Origin of the sequence: Acidiphilium sp. JA12-A1, from assembly GCF_000724705.2 — a bacterium.
Lineage (GTDB): Bacteria > Pseudomonadota > Alphaproteobacteria > Acetobacterales > Acetobacteraceae > Acidiphilium > Acidiphilium multivorum.
The window spans coordinates 16,592-31,097 of sequence record NZ_JFHO01000001.1 but is presented as its reverse complement, the minus strand read 5'-3'; the positions used below and the strand labels follow the sequence as shown (position 1 = coordinate 31,097).

Here is a 14,506-nt window from a genome sequence, read left to right as displayed (position 1 = left end):
ACGCAGATCGGCAATGAGTGGTTCACCTGGTTCCGCACGCGGTCCTCGAAGAACCGGATGAACTTTCTTGATCTGCTCCGTGCCGGGCATACCGATTACGTGCTCAATGACGCGGCCTACACCTACATGCGCGATCATGGTCTTCCCGCCGCGACGATCGCCCTTCTGGCGGCGAGCCCACAGACTCGGTTCGCTGATCAGCCGGCGTGGACGGCTTTTCTCGAGCGGCTCGGCTTCACCGCATTGGCGGTCACGCCTAACCCAGTGCGGGTTGCCACAGAAGCGGCGCTATGGGGCAGCGTTCAGGCGCATGAATTTCTGTGCGATGCCGTTATTCTGAGCGACGACGCCGGACAATTCAATATCGGCCGGCACGCGTTGTGCTGGGTCCACGCGGAACGGCTGGTGCATAAACTGGACACGTTCAACGACCAGCATCGCGCCGCTCAAACGCGGGTTCGTGGCCTGATCTGGGATTTTTACGCGGACCTCAAAGCGTACCAGCAAAAACCGGGCAAGCGGCAGGCTCGGGCGTTACGGACCCGCTTCGACCGTATCTTCCTCTGCCGCACCGGCTTCGTGACGCTGGACCGTCTGCTGGCGCGGCTGCACGCCAACAAGGCCGAACTACTGATGGTGCTGGAACGGCCGGAAATCCCGCTCCACACCAATGGTTCGGAAAACGACATCCGCGGTCACGTCACGCGGCGGAAGATCAGCGCCGGAACCCGGAGTGAGACCGGCCGGGATTGCCGCGACGCGTTCCTGAGCCTCGCCAAGACCTGTGACAAACTTGGCATCGCGATCTGGGATTATCTGGGTAGCAGGTTCAAGGTGGTGGGGGCCGCGATCATCGCGCCGCTCGACTTCTACGTCAGAGCCCGCCTCCGCCCCACCTAACCAGTATCCGCGACAATTTCTTCGTTCCCGCCACCTGCTCGATCGTTGGCCTGCTGACCAAGTCGAACTCGGGTTACCCACCCTTTTGCCCCTCTTACATATAATTCTTGCAAGCCCCTACACTCGCCGGCTTTTATGAGAACACTGTCCTCGACATCGTCAAACGCGACCGAACGGCCCGGCGCGCCGCTTAATCAGCCGTCCTTAGTATGGTTGGGGGTAGCAGCAGGTTAGGGAGATCGGTCCGCAATGACTCAATCAAAGCAGGTTTTCTCCGATGCCTCGGGCATGTTTCTGTTTGCCGGCTTCCCGGTGACAGATTACCCCTCGGCCCGCGCTTGGTACGAGCGCTTGTTGGGTTGTCCCCCTGCGTTTCTACCCAATGAGATCGAGGCCGTGTGGGAGCTTGCGGAACATCGGTACGCTTTTATCAAAGTGCTTCCTGAACACGCCGGGCACGCGTTTAATTTATTCTTTTTAAATGACCTCGACGGCTTCATCGCGCAAATTACCGCGCGCGGATTGACACCGGCCGTCCGCGAAACCCTCCCGGATGGGGTGCGCAAGGTCATTTACCTGGACCCTGACGGCAACCAGATCGGATTCGGGAGTGCCTCGGTGGAGCCCTAAGGCACCGGCCCGGCTCTCGCTTCGCATGCATCGGCCACGTTCCCAAGCGTGCATAATCCTCTAGTTATCCTTGGATGTCTGTTGGCCGCTTTTCAGCACACGTCGGTCTTTGAAACACGGCTCGTGCGCGTTCTACATTCGCGCGGATGACACAAAGCTCGGCATGATCATTGACCGCGCCCATCGCTTGCATAAAGGCGTAAACAGTGGTCGGTCCCACGAAAGACCATTGGCGCCGCTTGAGCGCCTTGGCCAGCGCCGCGGCAGCTTCTTGTGGCTTCACGCTTTCAATAGGCTCGAAGCTCCAGACGAAGGCCGAAAGCGAGCCCGCTTCGGCGATCAGGTCTTGGGCGCGACGCGCATTGTTGATAACCGACTCGATCTTGCCGCGATGGCGGACGATGCCTGCATTTTGTAGCAAGCGTTCGACATCCTTGGGGCCGAACCCGGCTACCGCCTCGAAATCAAACATCTTGAACGCCGTACGGAAATTCTCGCGCTTTTCAAGGATCGTGCGCCAACTCAGCCCCGACTGGAAACCTTCGAGACATAGCTTCTCGAACAGACGCCGGTCGTCTGCCACAGGAAATCCCCACTCGGTATCGTGGTAGCGCTGGTAATCTGGGGTCGCAGCGCACCAACTGCACCGTGGCTTTCCATCGGATCCAATCGTCGTCTCATTCATGTTTGACGCCTTGCTGTTGAGGGTTCTGGTTCCGGGAAGCGCTCGATGTGCAAAGCTGCCGCGGACCGGCCCAGAGGCTTCTCCGCTGGGCTGGCGAAGCCGACTGCGATCATAGCGGGCGCGGTTTTCGACAGTCCACATCGGAAGCTCATGCGAACCGACGACGCCGTCAGGGAACGACAAATCATTCCAAGGACTCAAGTTGATCTTGGACGGACACTGAGATGAAGTCGCCAGAAATTCGGCGCGACTGCCTTCTCCAGGTGGCTCCAAGAACCGGCGAAAAAAAATGGCGGCCATTGAGGCCGCCAAGTTTAGGGAGGAAACGTCCAAAATGCGAGGCAGAGCCTCACATGTGATCGATATAGCGCTACAGGCCGACGTTGCCACATAAATTTTGTGCAATGCAGCACTGCCGCATGCCATATCCATGAACTTCGGGATGGAACTGGAGGTGCCAGCTGGGAAGTGGCCACGCCAGAAGGCAACAGGGCGACAGCGGTCGTCATTCCTTGGACGTGACGGGGCCGTACGCTGAGCAGCAGGCTGCAAAGACGGTGCCGCGCAGCCACCGATGCGCGGGGTCAGCGTCCATGCGGGGATGCCACAATGCCGAGACGCTGATGTCGGGCGTCTCGACCGGCAGGTCGAAGCCCATCAAGCCTTCCATGAGCGAGGCGTCCCCGACAAGCGACTGGGGTACGAGTGCGACGAGATCCGATTGACGGGCGATCCGCAGTGCATCGGTAAAGCCCGGTACGACGGCGACGACCGTGCGCTGGAACCCGAGAGCCTCCAGTGCCTCGTCGACTGGCCCCGTGAAACTTCCCCTGCGCGAGACTCCGACATGCCGGGCTGCGGCATAGCGCTTCGGCGTCACTGGTGCCGACAGCAGCGGATGACCGGTCCGCACCACACCGAGGAATCTGTCGCGAAACAGCTGACGCGTGCGCACCTCGGGTGCAAATTCCCCGAGCACGCCGATTTCAAGGTCGATTGTCCCGTCCCGCAGTGGCCCGGCTTCCTTGGCGGGCTTGGGAGCGAACCGCAGGCGCGCATGGGGTGCTGCCGCGATCACGGCAGCGACAAGAGGCACGGAAAACACTCCGATAAAGCCTTCGTTGGCACGGATGGTGAAGGTCCGGTCGAGCGTGGCGAGATCGAGGCGCTCGTCCTGCGGCCTGAGAACGTCCCGCACCTCCCATGCGAGGACATGCACTCGGTCGCGTAGCGCGGTGGCGCGCGGCGTCGGCACAAGACCGCGACCGGCCCTCACCAGCAACGGATCGCCGGTCGCGGCGCGAAGCCGTGTGAGGGTTCGGCTCATGGCGGAAGAGCTTAATCCTAGCCGGCGTGCCGCACCGGTGACACTGCCTTCGGAGAGAAGCGCGTCCAGCGCTGGAAGCAGATTGAGATCGATTGTGTCCATACACCGATCCTACGCCTTCAGACATGGAGGACATAGCGTCAGATGCAACAATACTTTGCATACAGTGCGGCTAGTGCATTCGTCTTGATACGGCCAAATTCCGCGAGGTCATCAGGATCGAAAGGCAGCACCATGGAATCAAACACCCCAGAGAAATCGGCCGGCACCATCCTGATCATCGGAGCATCCCGCGGCCTCGGTCATGCGATGGCAGCGGAGTTTCTCAAGCGGGATTGGGCTATGATCGGAACAGTGCGCGGCGCGGATCGGACCTTGTTGCACGACCTCGCCGACGCTCATCCCGGTCGTGTCGAGATCGAGCAACTTGACGTGACACGGCCAGAGCAGATCTCCGCCCTGCGCGACCGCCTTTCAGGACGGACGCTTGACATCCTCTTCGTGAACTCCGGCACCGCGAATGCCAATCAGAATGAGACTATAGCGGAGGTCTCGACGGAGGAGTTCGTCGACGTGATGGTCACCAACGCGCTCAGTCCGATGCGGGTGGTCGAAAGCCTGCAGGACTGCGTAGCTCCGACCGGCATGGTCGGCATCATGTCATCGGGACAGGGCAGCATCGCCAACAACACCAAAGGCGGACACGAGGTGTATCGCGGCTCCAAGGCGGCGCTGAACCAATACATGCGCAGCTTCGCCGCGCGCCATGCCGGCGGATTCCGCGCCCTGCTTCTGTTGGCACCGGGTTGGATCCGCACGGCCCTCGGTGGGCCGGACGCGCCGTTCAGCCTGGAGGAGACGGTGCCGCAGATCGTGGATACCGTTCTCGCACAGCGCGGCCATCCGGGCCTTCGGTATCTCGACCGGGAGGGCCGTACAGTTCCCTGGTGAGCACTCCTTGCTGATCGGCAGCTAGTTTGTGTGGGTAACCTCGGGCGGCTTTCATGATCACGCCCTCGATAAGAACACCGACAGTGACGGATTTCCACAGTGCGACGAGCAGCTTTCAGGCGATGGCAATTTTTCGGAAAGGTTGAAGTGCGAGAACTATCCTGGGATGTCTGCGCCGAATGCTTTGCTGAGCGCCAAGTGCCCGGACGGAGTAATGGCCACAGCACGCGTGCCTTTGATACGGCGCATCCAGTCCTGAGAAAAACACGCATGGCATATTGCGGCGCCCACGGAGCCAGCAATGTGCGATCGGCGCTCGCTCCAATCCAGACAGGGACGACAGAATATTGGTCCTCCGCGCCTGCTCGAACGCATTGCGGCACTATCGAGATCGACACCAATCCCACGCAAGTGAATGACGCCTTCGTCAGTGAGCGCGCCGCCATCCCCCGAAATATCGAGAAATCCACGTTCCACCATTCTATCAGCCATCGCTACCGCAACCTGTCCGGCAAGGTGGTCATAGCATGTCCGGATGCGACGCAACGCCTTATCGCGGGGGCCGACTACGACTGCCTTCTTCTTTCGCGGACCGTCCCCACCGTTGAGATCACCCGCAACAGCCATAATTCCTTCCAGCATATTGGCGATGGCAGGCGAGGCAAGGCGGTAGTAACGATGCTTTCCCTGTCGCTCCATCGCCAGGAAGCCTGCTCCCGTCAGCCGAGCCAGGTGGCCACTGGCGGTCTGCGGGGTAATACCAGCAACACGAGCCAGTTCCGTAGCTGTAAGGGCACGGCCGTCCATCAACGCAGCCAACATATTGGCGCGCGCCGGATCGCCAGCTAAGGCGGCCGTTTCGGCAAAGGAGGCAGTGCTCAACATGGTTCCCTAATCCACCATCATATTTCTGCTTTGAACGTTCGTCCGAGGTCAGCGCCGGTACCAAAATAATGCCGAAACACATAAACCAATGGCTGCCATTTTGCTGTGTCTATATGGCTGGTGCCGGGCACAACGATGTTCCGATGTGCATGGACACGAAGAACTCGTGCTTCGATGATCTGGAAAGCCTCCGGCCGCTCTTGGGGCCAGTTTCCCCCAGGGTCATGACACGCCATGACTTCTGCCTCGAACTGTATCGGACATTCGGCGATCCTTAGCGGTCTGACCATGGTCGATACCTGTGGGGTAAAGCCAGAAAGTTCAAACTTCTCAGGTTCGAATTTGTAGCCAATCTTCTCCTTATGAGGCGGCACGGGATCACTGCCTGTCCCGCGCGCGATTGCCTCAACCTTCGGCCAAAGGTCGGGTGACGGAAAATTGAGCACCATCTGCCGCTCGCGCACCGCGTTCTCCCGACCCTTGCTTGTCGATGTCATCCCGAGGACGGCGCGATCAAAGAGCATCCAAGCTGAGGACATCGGCGAGATATTGGTCGTGCCATCAGGGTTGAGGGTCGTTATCAGGACAACCGGAGTACCGACGTAGAGGACTGAAGGCGTGATTTCGATGTGTTCGCTATTAAGCTGAGGCACGGCAAGCAATTCGGCATTCGAAGGCATCGTAACTCTCCTATGGAGATTGCATCATATCCTCCGACGAAGGGCGATGATTCGGTCAGAACCGAACTGTTCGGCTGCGCCACCTCAGTTGCAAAAACCCAACATCATAACTCCAACCCAAGTTGCCGCATTCGGGTAGCGTCCCACTCGATGCGCGGGGATGAACTGATGCTTGGCGTCTCGTTGATCATGCCCACCGGCCACACTAAGGTTCGGGCGGATTTGATGGGGTGGCAACTGTGGCGGAGCTCATTGGGATCGGGCTTTACACGCCGGCTGAGGCCCAGCGCCTGCTCGGTGTGCCGTCCAGCAAGATCTCGCGGTGGCTGCGCGGACACCGGATTCGGGAGCGCGACTACCCGCCGCTCTGGACACCCCAGGTTGACACGGATGACGGTCGGCTGTGCCTCGGCTTCCGGGACCTCATGGAGCTCAGGGTTGCCGACGAATTCATCCGCAGTGGCATCTCACCCCAGCGCGTCCGGGCAGCCATAATCCTTGCCCGGGAGATTATCGGACAGGACCGACCGCTCTCGACGAAGCGCTTCAGGACCGATGGCCGCAACATCTTCCTCCAGGTCTTTGAGACAGACGAGAAGGGTGAGGAGCGGGATAGCCTGATCGACCTGTTTCGGCGGCAGTATGCGTTCCGCGAGATCATGGCGCCGCTCCTCAAGCCGATCGACTTCGATGACCAGGGTGCTCCAGCACTCTGGTGGCCGCGCGGCCGCCAGGTCGGCATTGTGGTCGACCCGCAGCGAGCGTTCGGCCAGCCAATCGACAACGATTCCTGTGTCCCGACCGCCGTCCTGGCAGCTGCCGCTCGTGTCGAGGGAGCTACTGCCGCGGCCCGGCTCTATGGAGTGCGCCCCTCCGCGGTGGAGGCCGCGGTCGCATTCGAGAACACGCCAGCCATACAGCTCGCGGCGTGAATGTATTCGTCGATCAGAATCTACCGCCTTCAAAGAAATGCCGGTGCTTTTGATCCACCAGATCTCCTCATACTCGTCCCCCATGACGACGCAGGAGAGCGACCCACTGGTGAAAAGAGATATTAAGCCACTTCGCAGATCGATGGCGTGCACGGCTGGAAGATTGTCGCTCATCGCACCTGGGTCCCGCTGGTCATCACCCAGTGATTCTAGCGCGCGGGCGCGTAAGGAACGGCCCGCGCACGGACTCGTCAGACCTCGTCAGTCGGCTGGACCTCAAGATTGCCGCGATAGCCAAACACGGTCTCGGGCCATACGGTCTCGCCCCTCTCCCTATCAGCCCGATGATCTGGTTGTGCGCATCGGTCAGTTGAACACCGTTGATCGCGGCCTCATGCAGAGCATCGAGCCGCATTCCAAAGCTGCGCTCAAGTTCGAATCCGCTAACGTGTTCCCCGCAGGTGCGGGGATGAACCGCTACGCGCCTGCGCTACGCGGCTTCGCCATACGCCATATAAGACGCCGGATGGGTACACTCCGGTTTCCAGAAACGTTCATCCGTCGATACCGATCAACGACCTCTCTCGGGCCAAGACGAATTCCCACGCAAGAAACAGATCGCGCAAGCGACCACCACAGGCCATGTCCGTCTCGCAGTTTAAAGGATTCGGGGACATGAAACGGGGCAAGATCACTCCGACGGAACTGGCCATGGGCCGGCGCGAATGGGCGATGCTGGTATTGCTGGCAGTGATCTGGGGCAGTTCATTTTTCTTTTTCAAGATCATGCTCGCGGCCCTGCCGCCTTTCACCGTCGTCCTCGGCCGCGTCGGTCTCTCCGCCGTCATCCTGAACCTGTGGCTTCTGCTCCGCCGCGACTACATGCCGACTTCGGCCCGCACGTGGGGGGCTTTCCTGGTCATGGGCCTACTGAACAACGTGATCCCGTTCACGCTGATCGTCATCGGCGAGACGCGCATCTCGGTCGGGCTCGCCTCGATCCTGAATGCGACTACGCCGATGTTCACCGTGCTTGTGGCGCACTGGCTCACGACAAACGAGAAGTTGACCCCGGGCAAGTTTGCCGGAGTCGCGATCGGCCTTGCCGGAGTTGCGGTATTGATCGGGCCCGACGTGCTGGCCGGCGCTGGCGCGGAGGACCTCGCGGGTGAGATCGCGTGCCTGTCGGCAGCGCTCAGCTATGCTTTTGCCGCCATCTACGGGCGCCGTTTCAAGGGGCTGAAGCCGATCCAGGTGGCCACAGGGCAAATCACCGGTAGCACCCTGGTTCTGCTTCCCCTTGTCGCTGTCATCGATCGTCCCTGGACCCTGCAGGTGCCGGGCGCAGACATCTGGGGGGCGATGATCGGCATCGCGGTGCTCTGTACCGTATTCGCCTACGTCCTATATTTCCGGATCCTGGCTGTCGCCGGTGCGACCAACGTCCTGCTGGTGACGCTCCTAGTGCCGGTCAGCGCCCTGCTCCTGGGCTGGCTAGCGCTGGGGGAAAGCGTCGCACCGCGCGCTCTTGGCGGCATGGCGGTCATCGGTCTGGGGCTTGCCTGCATTGACGGCAGGATTGCCAGAATTCTCCTTGCGAAACTCCGAAGGCCGGGCGGTGGCGCCAGACCGGAAGAGGTCGTGATGCATCTGTTCAACGACGGCGACGGAATCTGATCGCCAAGACATCCGTTCATTCCACCTTTGCCGACGGGCCGCTGCCCGCGCGTGTACGCCGACCGGGCCCGGTTGCGCCGCAAGGTTCGGAGTGCGGTTTGCGGCGGACCGCACTAAATCAGGGTTGCAAGTCGGCTCTTTTTGCGGAGGCACGGGAAATGCCAGCCATATCGGACCCTGACGTGATTGCCGGCGACCCGCGTTTCGCCCTGGTCCGCGCGCGGGACCGCTCGGCGGACGGCCAGTTCGTCTACGCCGTCGCGACGACCGGCGTGTTCTGCCGCCCTTCATGCCCGGCACGGCCGGCCAGGCCGGAAAACATGGTGTTCTACGACACGCCGGCGGAGGCGCTGGCAGCGGGATTTCGGCCATGCAAGCGCTGCGTGCCGACGCAAGCCGGGCGAATGGACGGCATCGTCGAACGGATCCACGCGGTTGCCGTGCACATCGCGGCTCATGTGGACGAACCGTTGACCCTCGACCGGCTCGGCCGCATCGCCGCGATGAGTCCCTTCCACCTCCAGCGCAGCTTCAAGGCGGTGATGGGCATCAGCCCCAGGGAATACCATGCCGCCAGGCGCCTGGAGGCGTTGAAGTCGGGCCTGCGGGCCGGGGCGAGCGTGCTCCATGCCACTTTCGACGCGGGCTACGGCTCGACCAGCCGCCTCTACGAGCAGGTGGATGGCGGGCTGGGGATGACACCGTCGGCCTACCGGGCTGGCGGTGCGGGCGAGTCCATCGTGCATGCGGTCAGGCATACTGCCCTCGGCCCGCTGATGATGGCCGCGACCCAGCGCGGTGTCTGTTTCGTTCAGTTCGGCGCCGATGCCGCCAGCCTGCTGAAGCAACTCGCCGCCGAGTTTCCGAGCGCAGAGCTCAAAGCCGCGCGGGTCGACGGAAATCGGGCCCTGGACGACTGGATGGAGGCACTCGACGCGCATCTGGCCAGAGGCGAGCCGCGGCCGGAACTGCCGCTCGACTTGCGCGGCACCGCCTTTCAGATCCGGGTGTGGCGGTTCCTGCTCGGCGTGCGGTCGGGTGAGGTCGTCAGCTACGCGGAAATCGCGCGCGGGATCGGCGCTCCCCGCGCGATCCGGGCCGCGGCGAGCGCGTGTGGCGTAAACCGGATTGCCGTCCTCATTCCTTGCCACCGCGCCCTGCGGAGCGATGGCGGGCTGGGCGGCTATCGCTGGGGGCTGGAGCGCAAGCGTTCCCTTCTCGATATCGAACGCCGCCAGGCGGAGGCCGAGGCGGCGTCGTAATCGCCGCCCGTCCGCCCGCCCGTTACGCGCGGTCGATGCGCGCAGCGTAGCAGCCGCGCTTCGCGTAGTGCGCGTGGAGGTAGGCTACCTCCGGATTGGCGAAGAAGCGCGCGATCAGCGGTTCAAGCTCGCCGCCGGCGGCAAGGTCAGCGTCGACCATCTCGCCGGCCGCGTTGAAGGCGCGGAGCGATATCGGCCGCACGCTGAGCGATTCAGGGATTGTGTCAACCTCGTTGCAGACGCGTTCGGCGCCTTCGCGGACGAATATGGCGTGGCGCGACCGGTAGGGCGTGTTGGCGGGCTGGTGCTCGTAGTTGAGCAGAAGCACGGTCTCGCCTGGCGCGGCGTCGCGGATCTCCACGCGGTCCGGAAAGCCGGGCCTAGTATTGGCTATATAGCGCTTCGCGCCGTGAGCGGCGAGTGCTTCTTCGGGCAGCCCATAGAGATGGCGGAAGGGGGCGGGGTCGAGCCCGGTGATTCTGAATGCCATGTTCAATCTCCCAAGATGATTTTCGAGAGCGATCCATACGAAGCTCGACGGTGCCGGACGCTCCGAATCTTGCAGGGAAATTGGGACGACGTCGAGCTGGCGCCTTCGGTCCGGTCAACTGATTGACGAGGGGGGCAAGCAGTAGCGCCGCAGAGACATTTGCACGGCCGCGGCAACGGAACGGCCCGTGGCGCCATTGCTCGTCGAACCTGATGTTCCTGAAGCCGGATCAGGAGATTTCCACCAACCTGGCGCCTGGCCGCAGGCATTGATGCGCTCCGCCCCTCGCCACGGCTATCGGTCCTCCTCACACCAAAGAACGGCATAGGCGGCTATGCGCCCAATTTAGCCCTTCGACGTATCGTGGCCACATCCTGGATCCGGACACCGCTTCTGTCGGCCTGAATCACTGGGCTTGCTGGAAAATAGGGACATAGAGTTAGCAGTTTATCTGATAAGAATAACTTGACAGTTCGACTTAATAAATGGCATGCAGACGGCATGAACACCGCGTCAAAGGATCATCACTCCACCCGCGCCTCAGCCTTGGCGCAGGATCTTCGTGCCTTGCTCAGCAAGCTGAAACGTCGGCTGCGCGAGCAGGGAGGTATGGGTGATCTGACCCCATCCCAGGTGTCCGTGCTGTTGCGCCTCGAGACCGATGGCCCGGCGACAGCGGCGAGCTTGGCGCGAGCGGAAGGGATGCGTCCGCAATCGATGGGGTCAGTCATCACGGCGCTTGAGGCCGCCGGACTGGTCAGCGGCGCGCCAGATCCGAATGATGGAAGGCAGACCCTCCTCTCGCTCACCGACGCTTGCCGCACATGGGCCCAGGAAAAGCGGGCGGCAAAACAGGATTGGCTGACTCGCACCATCGAGGCACGGCTATCTCTGCAGGAACAGGACGAACTCGCGGCATCCGTCGAATTGCTCAAGCGGCTCGTCGGCGATTGACGGCGTTCGCGGGGCCCGCGCCCGGCTCAACCTATCGCGGTCTCCGAAAGGACATTCCAATGGCTCTGACGACACTCGACCCACACACGGCCCTCATCATCGTCGACCTGCAAAAGGGTATCATCAGCCTGCCTGTGGTCCACCCGATCGGCGACATCATCGAGCGGGCGCGTGCGTTAGCCGACGCCTTCCGCGCGCGTGGTCTGCCGATAGTGCTTGTCAACGTCACTGGCAGGGCGCCTGGTCGGACGGAACAGCCACGTCAAACTGGCCCCTGTCCCGAGGGGTGGAGCGATCTCATTCCAGAGCTCAATCAGCAGCCCAGCGACATCGTCGTGACGAAGCGGACGTGGGGCGCGTTCGCGAGCACGGACCTCGAAGCACAGTTGAAGGGGCTGGACATCACCCAGGTGGTGATCGCAGGCGTGGCCACCGGAACTGGCGTCGAAGCGACCGCGCGGCAAGCCTATGAGCACGGTTTCAACGTTACCCTCGCCATCGACGCCATGACCGACATGCGCCTAGAGGCGCACGCCTACAGCATCGCGAACGTGTTTCCGCGGCTGGGGGAAGCCGGCACCACCCGAAACATCATTGACCTGCTTGCAGCGCGGACTCCCTGACATGCCCTGGCTCGATATCGCATCGTATTTTTTGGGCGGCGCCTTTCTTGCGAATGCCGTGCCACATCTCGTCAGCGGGATGATGGGCAGGCCGTTCCAGAGCCCATTCGCGCGACCGCCGGGGGAAGGGCTCTCTTCGTCGACCGTCAACGTCTTGTGGGGCTTTTTCAATTTCGTTGCCAGCTATGTTCTCGTGTTCCGGATCGGCGATTTTGGAGTGAGGAACACGGGTGACGTCCTTGCCTGCGGGGCCGGCGCGCTCCTGATCGCGCTTTTCTTGGCTCGGCATTTTGGTCGCTTCCACGGCGGCAATCGCCCGGAGTAGTCATGAAGGCTCCGAGCGCCGGCATCTTCCGGTCTCTGCGGGGGTTCAATTATCGGGTCTGGGTCGCCGGTGCCTTCGTCTCGAACGTGGGCACTTGGGTACAGCGGACGGCTCAGGACTGGTTGGTGTTCACCCAGCTCACCCATCACGACGCGTCAGCTGTCGGCCTGGTCATGGCGCTGCAATTTGGGCCGCAGTTTCTTCTGCTTCCCTGGACGGGCTCCGCCGCTGATCGTTTCAACCAGCGCAGGCTGCTGATCGCTACGCAGGCGACGATGGGCGCTCTCGCTCTGGCGCTGGGGATACTCACCATCACGGGTGTTGTCCGTCTCTGGCAGGTCTACATCTTCGCATTTCTGTTCGGCAGCGCGGCGGCGTTCGATGCGCCTGTACGCCAGACCTTCGTCTCGGAACTAGTCGGGGACGAGGATCTGCACAACGCTGTGGCGCTCAATTCGACCTCGTTCAATGCGGCACGGATGATTGGGCCTGCTGTCTCCGGCGTGATCATCGCCACGATTGGCACAGGCTGGGCATTCTTGATCAATGGCGCGTCCTTTGCCGCGGTGCTGATCTCTCTCCTTTCCCTTCGCATCCCCGAGCTCCATCCGAACGCGCGGGCGCCCCGCGCCAAGGGGCACTTTGTCGAAGGGTTGCGCCATGTGTGGGGGCGTCCTGACCTCAAGGCCATATTGGTGATGCTGTTCCTGGTGGGGACCTTCGGCCTGAACTTCCCGATCTTCATCGCGACAATGGCGGTCAGGGTCTTCCACGCCGACGCGCGCGGATACGGCATGCTGTCGTCGATCATGGCGATCGGAACCGTTGCCGGCGCACTGCTCAATGCCGGTCGGCATCAGGCACAGTTCGGCATTTTGATTATGGGTTCCGGGGTCTTTGGATTCGGTTGTACGCTCGCGGCACTTGCTCCAGATTATTTGCTGTTCGCCGGTACGCTCGTGATTATCGGCGTCGCCGCCCTGACCTTGACCAATACGAGCAACAGCTTGATGCAGCTTTCGACAGAACCTGCGATGCGAGGGCGGGTGATGGCACTGCGTGTCGGCATCGCACTTGGGGGCACGCCGATCGGTGCGCCGATCATCGGCTGGGTGGCGGATCACTGTGGGCCACGCTGGTCGCTCGGCGTCGGCGCGGCATCGGGTTTCGCGGCGGCAATCGTCGGGGCGTGTGCCCTGGCACGCTTGGAGCCCCGGCCTCCGGCTTGATATGTAGGCTTTTACGGGCGTGGTTGCCCTCGGCAGCTAGGCATGCGCGGCGTCAGTTACGCGAGATGGACCGCCCAACGAGAAGCGGCGCATACGCAGCGAGCCTATGAGACATGAATTCCGTGAATAGTCGCACGCGTTTCGTCTTGCGTGTTTCCCCCTGCGTGAGAAGCCAGAGCGCTCCATGCGGTTGCGGCTCGGCGCCCGGAACTCGTGCCAACAGAGGGTCGGAATCTCCGACGAAACATGGCAGTCTTGTCATCCCAATTCCTTGTCGGACTGCAGCGATTTGTGCCTCGGCGTCCAGGGTTCTGAATGGGACCTCCGTAACCTGAATTTTTCCCTGCGGCGCCCAATCGGAAATGCCGTGATTGTTGATGACGATCCAACGGAGGGGATCATGAGCACCTTCATGCCAAGATCCCAGGCGGTCGCGAGATATGTAAACGCTGGCCGAGAAATCAGGCCCCTTCAGACCATGAAGATTAAATGGCAGAGTCTTCCGGTCAACTATGACGCGGATCGCGACATCGGCCTCTCGGTTGGTCAGATTCGCGACTTCGCCGGTCGACAGGATTTCCATCTCGATATCCGGATGCAGACGCACGAAATCGGCAAAGTCGGGCATGAGCAGATGTGTCGCGAGAAAGGGTGGCAGCGTTACCCGCAGAAGCCCGCGCGCGCTTTGGTCACGCCCAAAAATTCGCGTCTCCAGTTGGTTTGACGACGCTTCCATCTGGCCAGCGAATTCGAGGATCTCCTCACCCGCCTCCGTTAGGCGGTAGCCTGTAGGCAGCTTTTCGAAGACTTGTACACGGAGGCGTTCCTCGAGTTGAGCGATGCGCCGCAGCACGGTCGCGTGATTGACACCGAGGTGTTCGGCGGCAGCCCGTACCGAGCCTCGGCGTGCAACTGCAAGAAAATAACGAACGTCGTCCCAGTCGATCATGGTGTAA

General features: G+C 61.7%; 16 protein-coding genes. 10 read left to right on the top strand and 6 right to left on the bottom strand.

The features are described from left to right. Together RT91_RS00160 and RT91_RS00155 are read left to right on the top strand one after the other, a co-directional pair. Positions 1 to 900 (top strand): transposase (locus tag RT91_RS00160; protein ID WP_035184890.1); only part of this gene is annotated, 900 nt, incomplete at its 5' end. Positions 901 to 1,149: 249 nt separating this feature from the next. Further along, complete coding sequence (locus RT91_RS00155) at positions 1,150 to 1,530, top strand: VOC family protein (RefSeq protein ID WP_205408930.1); 381 nt, start codon at positions 1,150 to 1,152, stop codon at positions 1,528 to 1,530. A 64-nt stretch (positions 1,531 to 1,594) separates the two neighbouring features. On the opposite strand, the gene RT91_RS00150 is transcribed toward RT91_RS00155, so the two are convergent. Both RT91_RS00150 and RT91_RS00145 read right to left on the bottom strand, forming a co-directional pair. Further along, the gene (locus RT91_RS00150) at positions 1,595 to 2,215 is read right to left on the bottom strand and encodes a DNA-3-methyladenine glycosylase I (RefSeq protein WP_035184887.1); all 621 of its coding nucleotides are present in this window, start codon (positions 2,213 to 2,215) and stop codon (positions 1,595 to 1,597) included. Positions 2,216 to 2,720: 505 nt separating this feature from the next. Continuing rightward, positions 2,721 to 3,644: a LysR family transcriptional regulator gene (locus RT91_RS00145; RefSeq protein WP_035184883.1), complete on the bottom strand. Its 924-nt coding sequence runs from the start codon at positions 3,642 to 3,644 to the stop codon at positions 2,721 to 2,723. Between the two features lie 42 nt (positions 3,645 to 3,686). Here RT91_RS00145 and RT91_RS00140 point away from each other — a divergent pair, with 42 nt between their 5' ends. After that, on the top strand, positions 3,687 to 4,493 hold the full coding sequence (locus RT91_RS00140) for an SDR family oxidoreductase (RefSeq protein ID WP_240314121.1): 807 nt from the start codon (positions 3,687 to 3,689) through the stop codon (positions 4,491 to 4,493). Positions 4,494 to 4,649: 156 nt separating this feature from the next. Here RT91_RS00140 and RT91_RS19995 read toward each other — a convergent pair whose 3' ends face one another. Together RT91_RS19995 and RT91_RS19990 are read right to left on the bottom strand one after the other, a co-directional pair. Further along, complete coding sequence (locus tag RT91_RS19995) at positions 4,650 to 5,378, bottom strand: helix-turn-helix transcriptional regulator (protein ID WP_082468494.1); 729 nt, start codon at positions 5,376 to 5,378, stop codon at positions 4,650 to 4,652. A 17-nt stretch (positions 5,379 to 5,395) separates the two neighbouring features. Continuing rightward, a complete protein-coding gene (locus tag RT91_RS19990) occupies positions 5,396 to 6,058 on the bottom strand; it encodes a flavin reductase family protein (RefSeq protein WP_082468493.1) in 663 nt (220 codons plus the stop codon). A gap of 230 nt (positions 6,059 to 6,288) precedes the next feature. Here RT91_RS19990 and RT91_RS00130 point away from each other — a divergent pair, with 230 nt between their 5' ends. From RT91_RS00130 to ada, 3 genes are all read left to right on the top strand, one after another. After that, on the top strand, positions 6,289 to 6,990 hold the full coding sequence (locus RT91_RS00130; protein WP_035184878.1) for a hypothetical protein: 702 nt from the start codon (positions 6,289 to 6,291) through the stop codon (positions 6,988 to 6,990). Between the two features lie 675 nt (positions 6,991 to 7,665). Continuing rightward, entirely contained in the window at positions 7,666 to 8,667 is a 1,002-nt protein-coding gene (locus RT91_RS00125; RefSeq protein ID WP_240314120.1) for a DMT family transporter, read from the top strand. A gap of 158 nt (positions 8,668 to 8,825) precedes the next feature. Further along, positions 8,826 to 9,929, top strand: a complete 1,104-nt coding sequence (gene ada, locus RT91_RS00120) for a bifunctional DNA-binding transcriptional regulator/O6-methylguanine-DNA methyltransferase Ada (protein WP_051788098.1) — start codon at positions 8,826 to 8,828, stop codon at positions 9,927 to 9,929. 22 nt (positions 9,930 to 9,951) lie between these two features. On the opposite strand, the gene RT91_RS00115 is transcribed toward ada, so the two are convergent. After that, on the bottom strand, positions 9,952 to 10,419 hold the full coding sequence (locus RT91_RS00115) for a DUF1203 domain-containing protein (protein ID WP_035184876.1): 468 nt from the start codon (positions 10,417 to 10,419) through the stop codon (positions 9,952 to 9,954). A gap of 501 nt (positions 10,420 to 10,920) precedes the next feature. On the opposite strand from RT91_RS00115, the gene RT91_RS00110 reads away from it, so the two are divergent. The 4 genes from RT91_RS00110 to RT91_RS00095 are packed head-to-tail and all read left to right on the top strand — an operon-like array spanning position 10,921 to position 13,550. Continuing rightward, entirely contained in the window at positions 10,921 to 11,373 is a 453-nt protein-coding gene (locus tag RT91_RS00110) for a MarR family winged helix-turn-helix transcriptional regulator (RefSeq protein WP_035184875.1), read from the top strand. Positions 11,374 to 11,432: 59 nt separating this feature from the next. Continuing rightward, a complete protein-coding gene (locus tag RT91_RS00105; RefSeq protein WP_035184874.1) occupies positions 11,433 to 11,996 on the top strand; it encodes an isochorismatase family protein in 564 nt (187 codons plus the stop codon). A 1-nt stretch (position 11,997) separates the two neighbouring features. Further along, positions 11,998 to 12,321 (top strand): hypothetical protein, encoded by a 324-nt coding sequence (locus tag RT91_RS00100; RefSeq protein WP_035184873.1) that lies wholly within the window; start codon positions 11,998 to 12,000, stop codon positions 12,319 to 12,321. A gap of 2 nt (positions 12,322 to 12,323) precedes the next feature. Continuing rightward, the gene (locus RT91_RS00095; RefSeq protein ID WP_035184872.1) at positions 12,324 to 13,550 is read left to right on the top strand and encodes an MFS transporter; all 1,227 of its coding nucleotides are present in this window, start codon (positions 12,324 to 12,326) and stop codon (positions 13,548 to 13,550) included. A gap of 52 nt (positions 13,551 to 13,602) precedes the next feature. Here RT91_RS00095 and RT91_RS19985 read toward each other — a convergent pair whose 3' ends face one another. Then, on the bottom strand, positions 13,603 to 14,499 hold the full coding sequence (locus RT91_RS19985) for a LysR family transcriptional regulator (RefSeq protein WP_082468492.1): 897 nt from the start codon (positions 14,497 to 14,499) through the stop codon (positions 13,603 to 13,605). Positions 14,500 to 14,506: the final 7 nt, after the last annotated feature.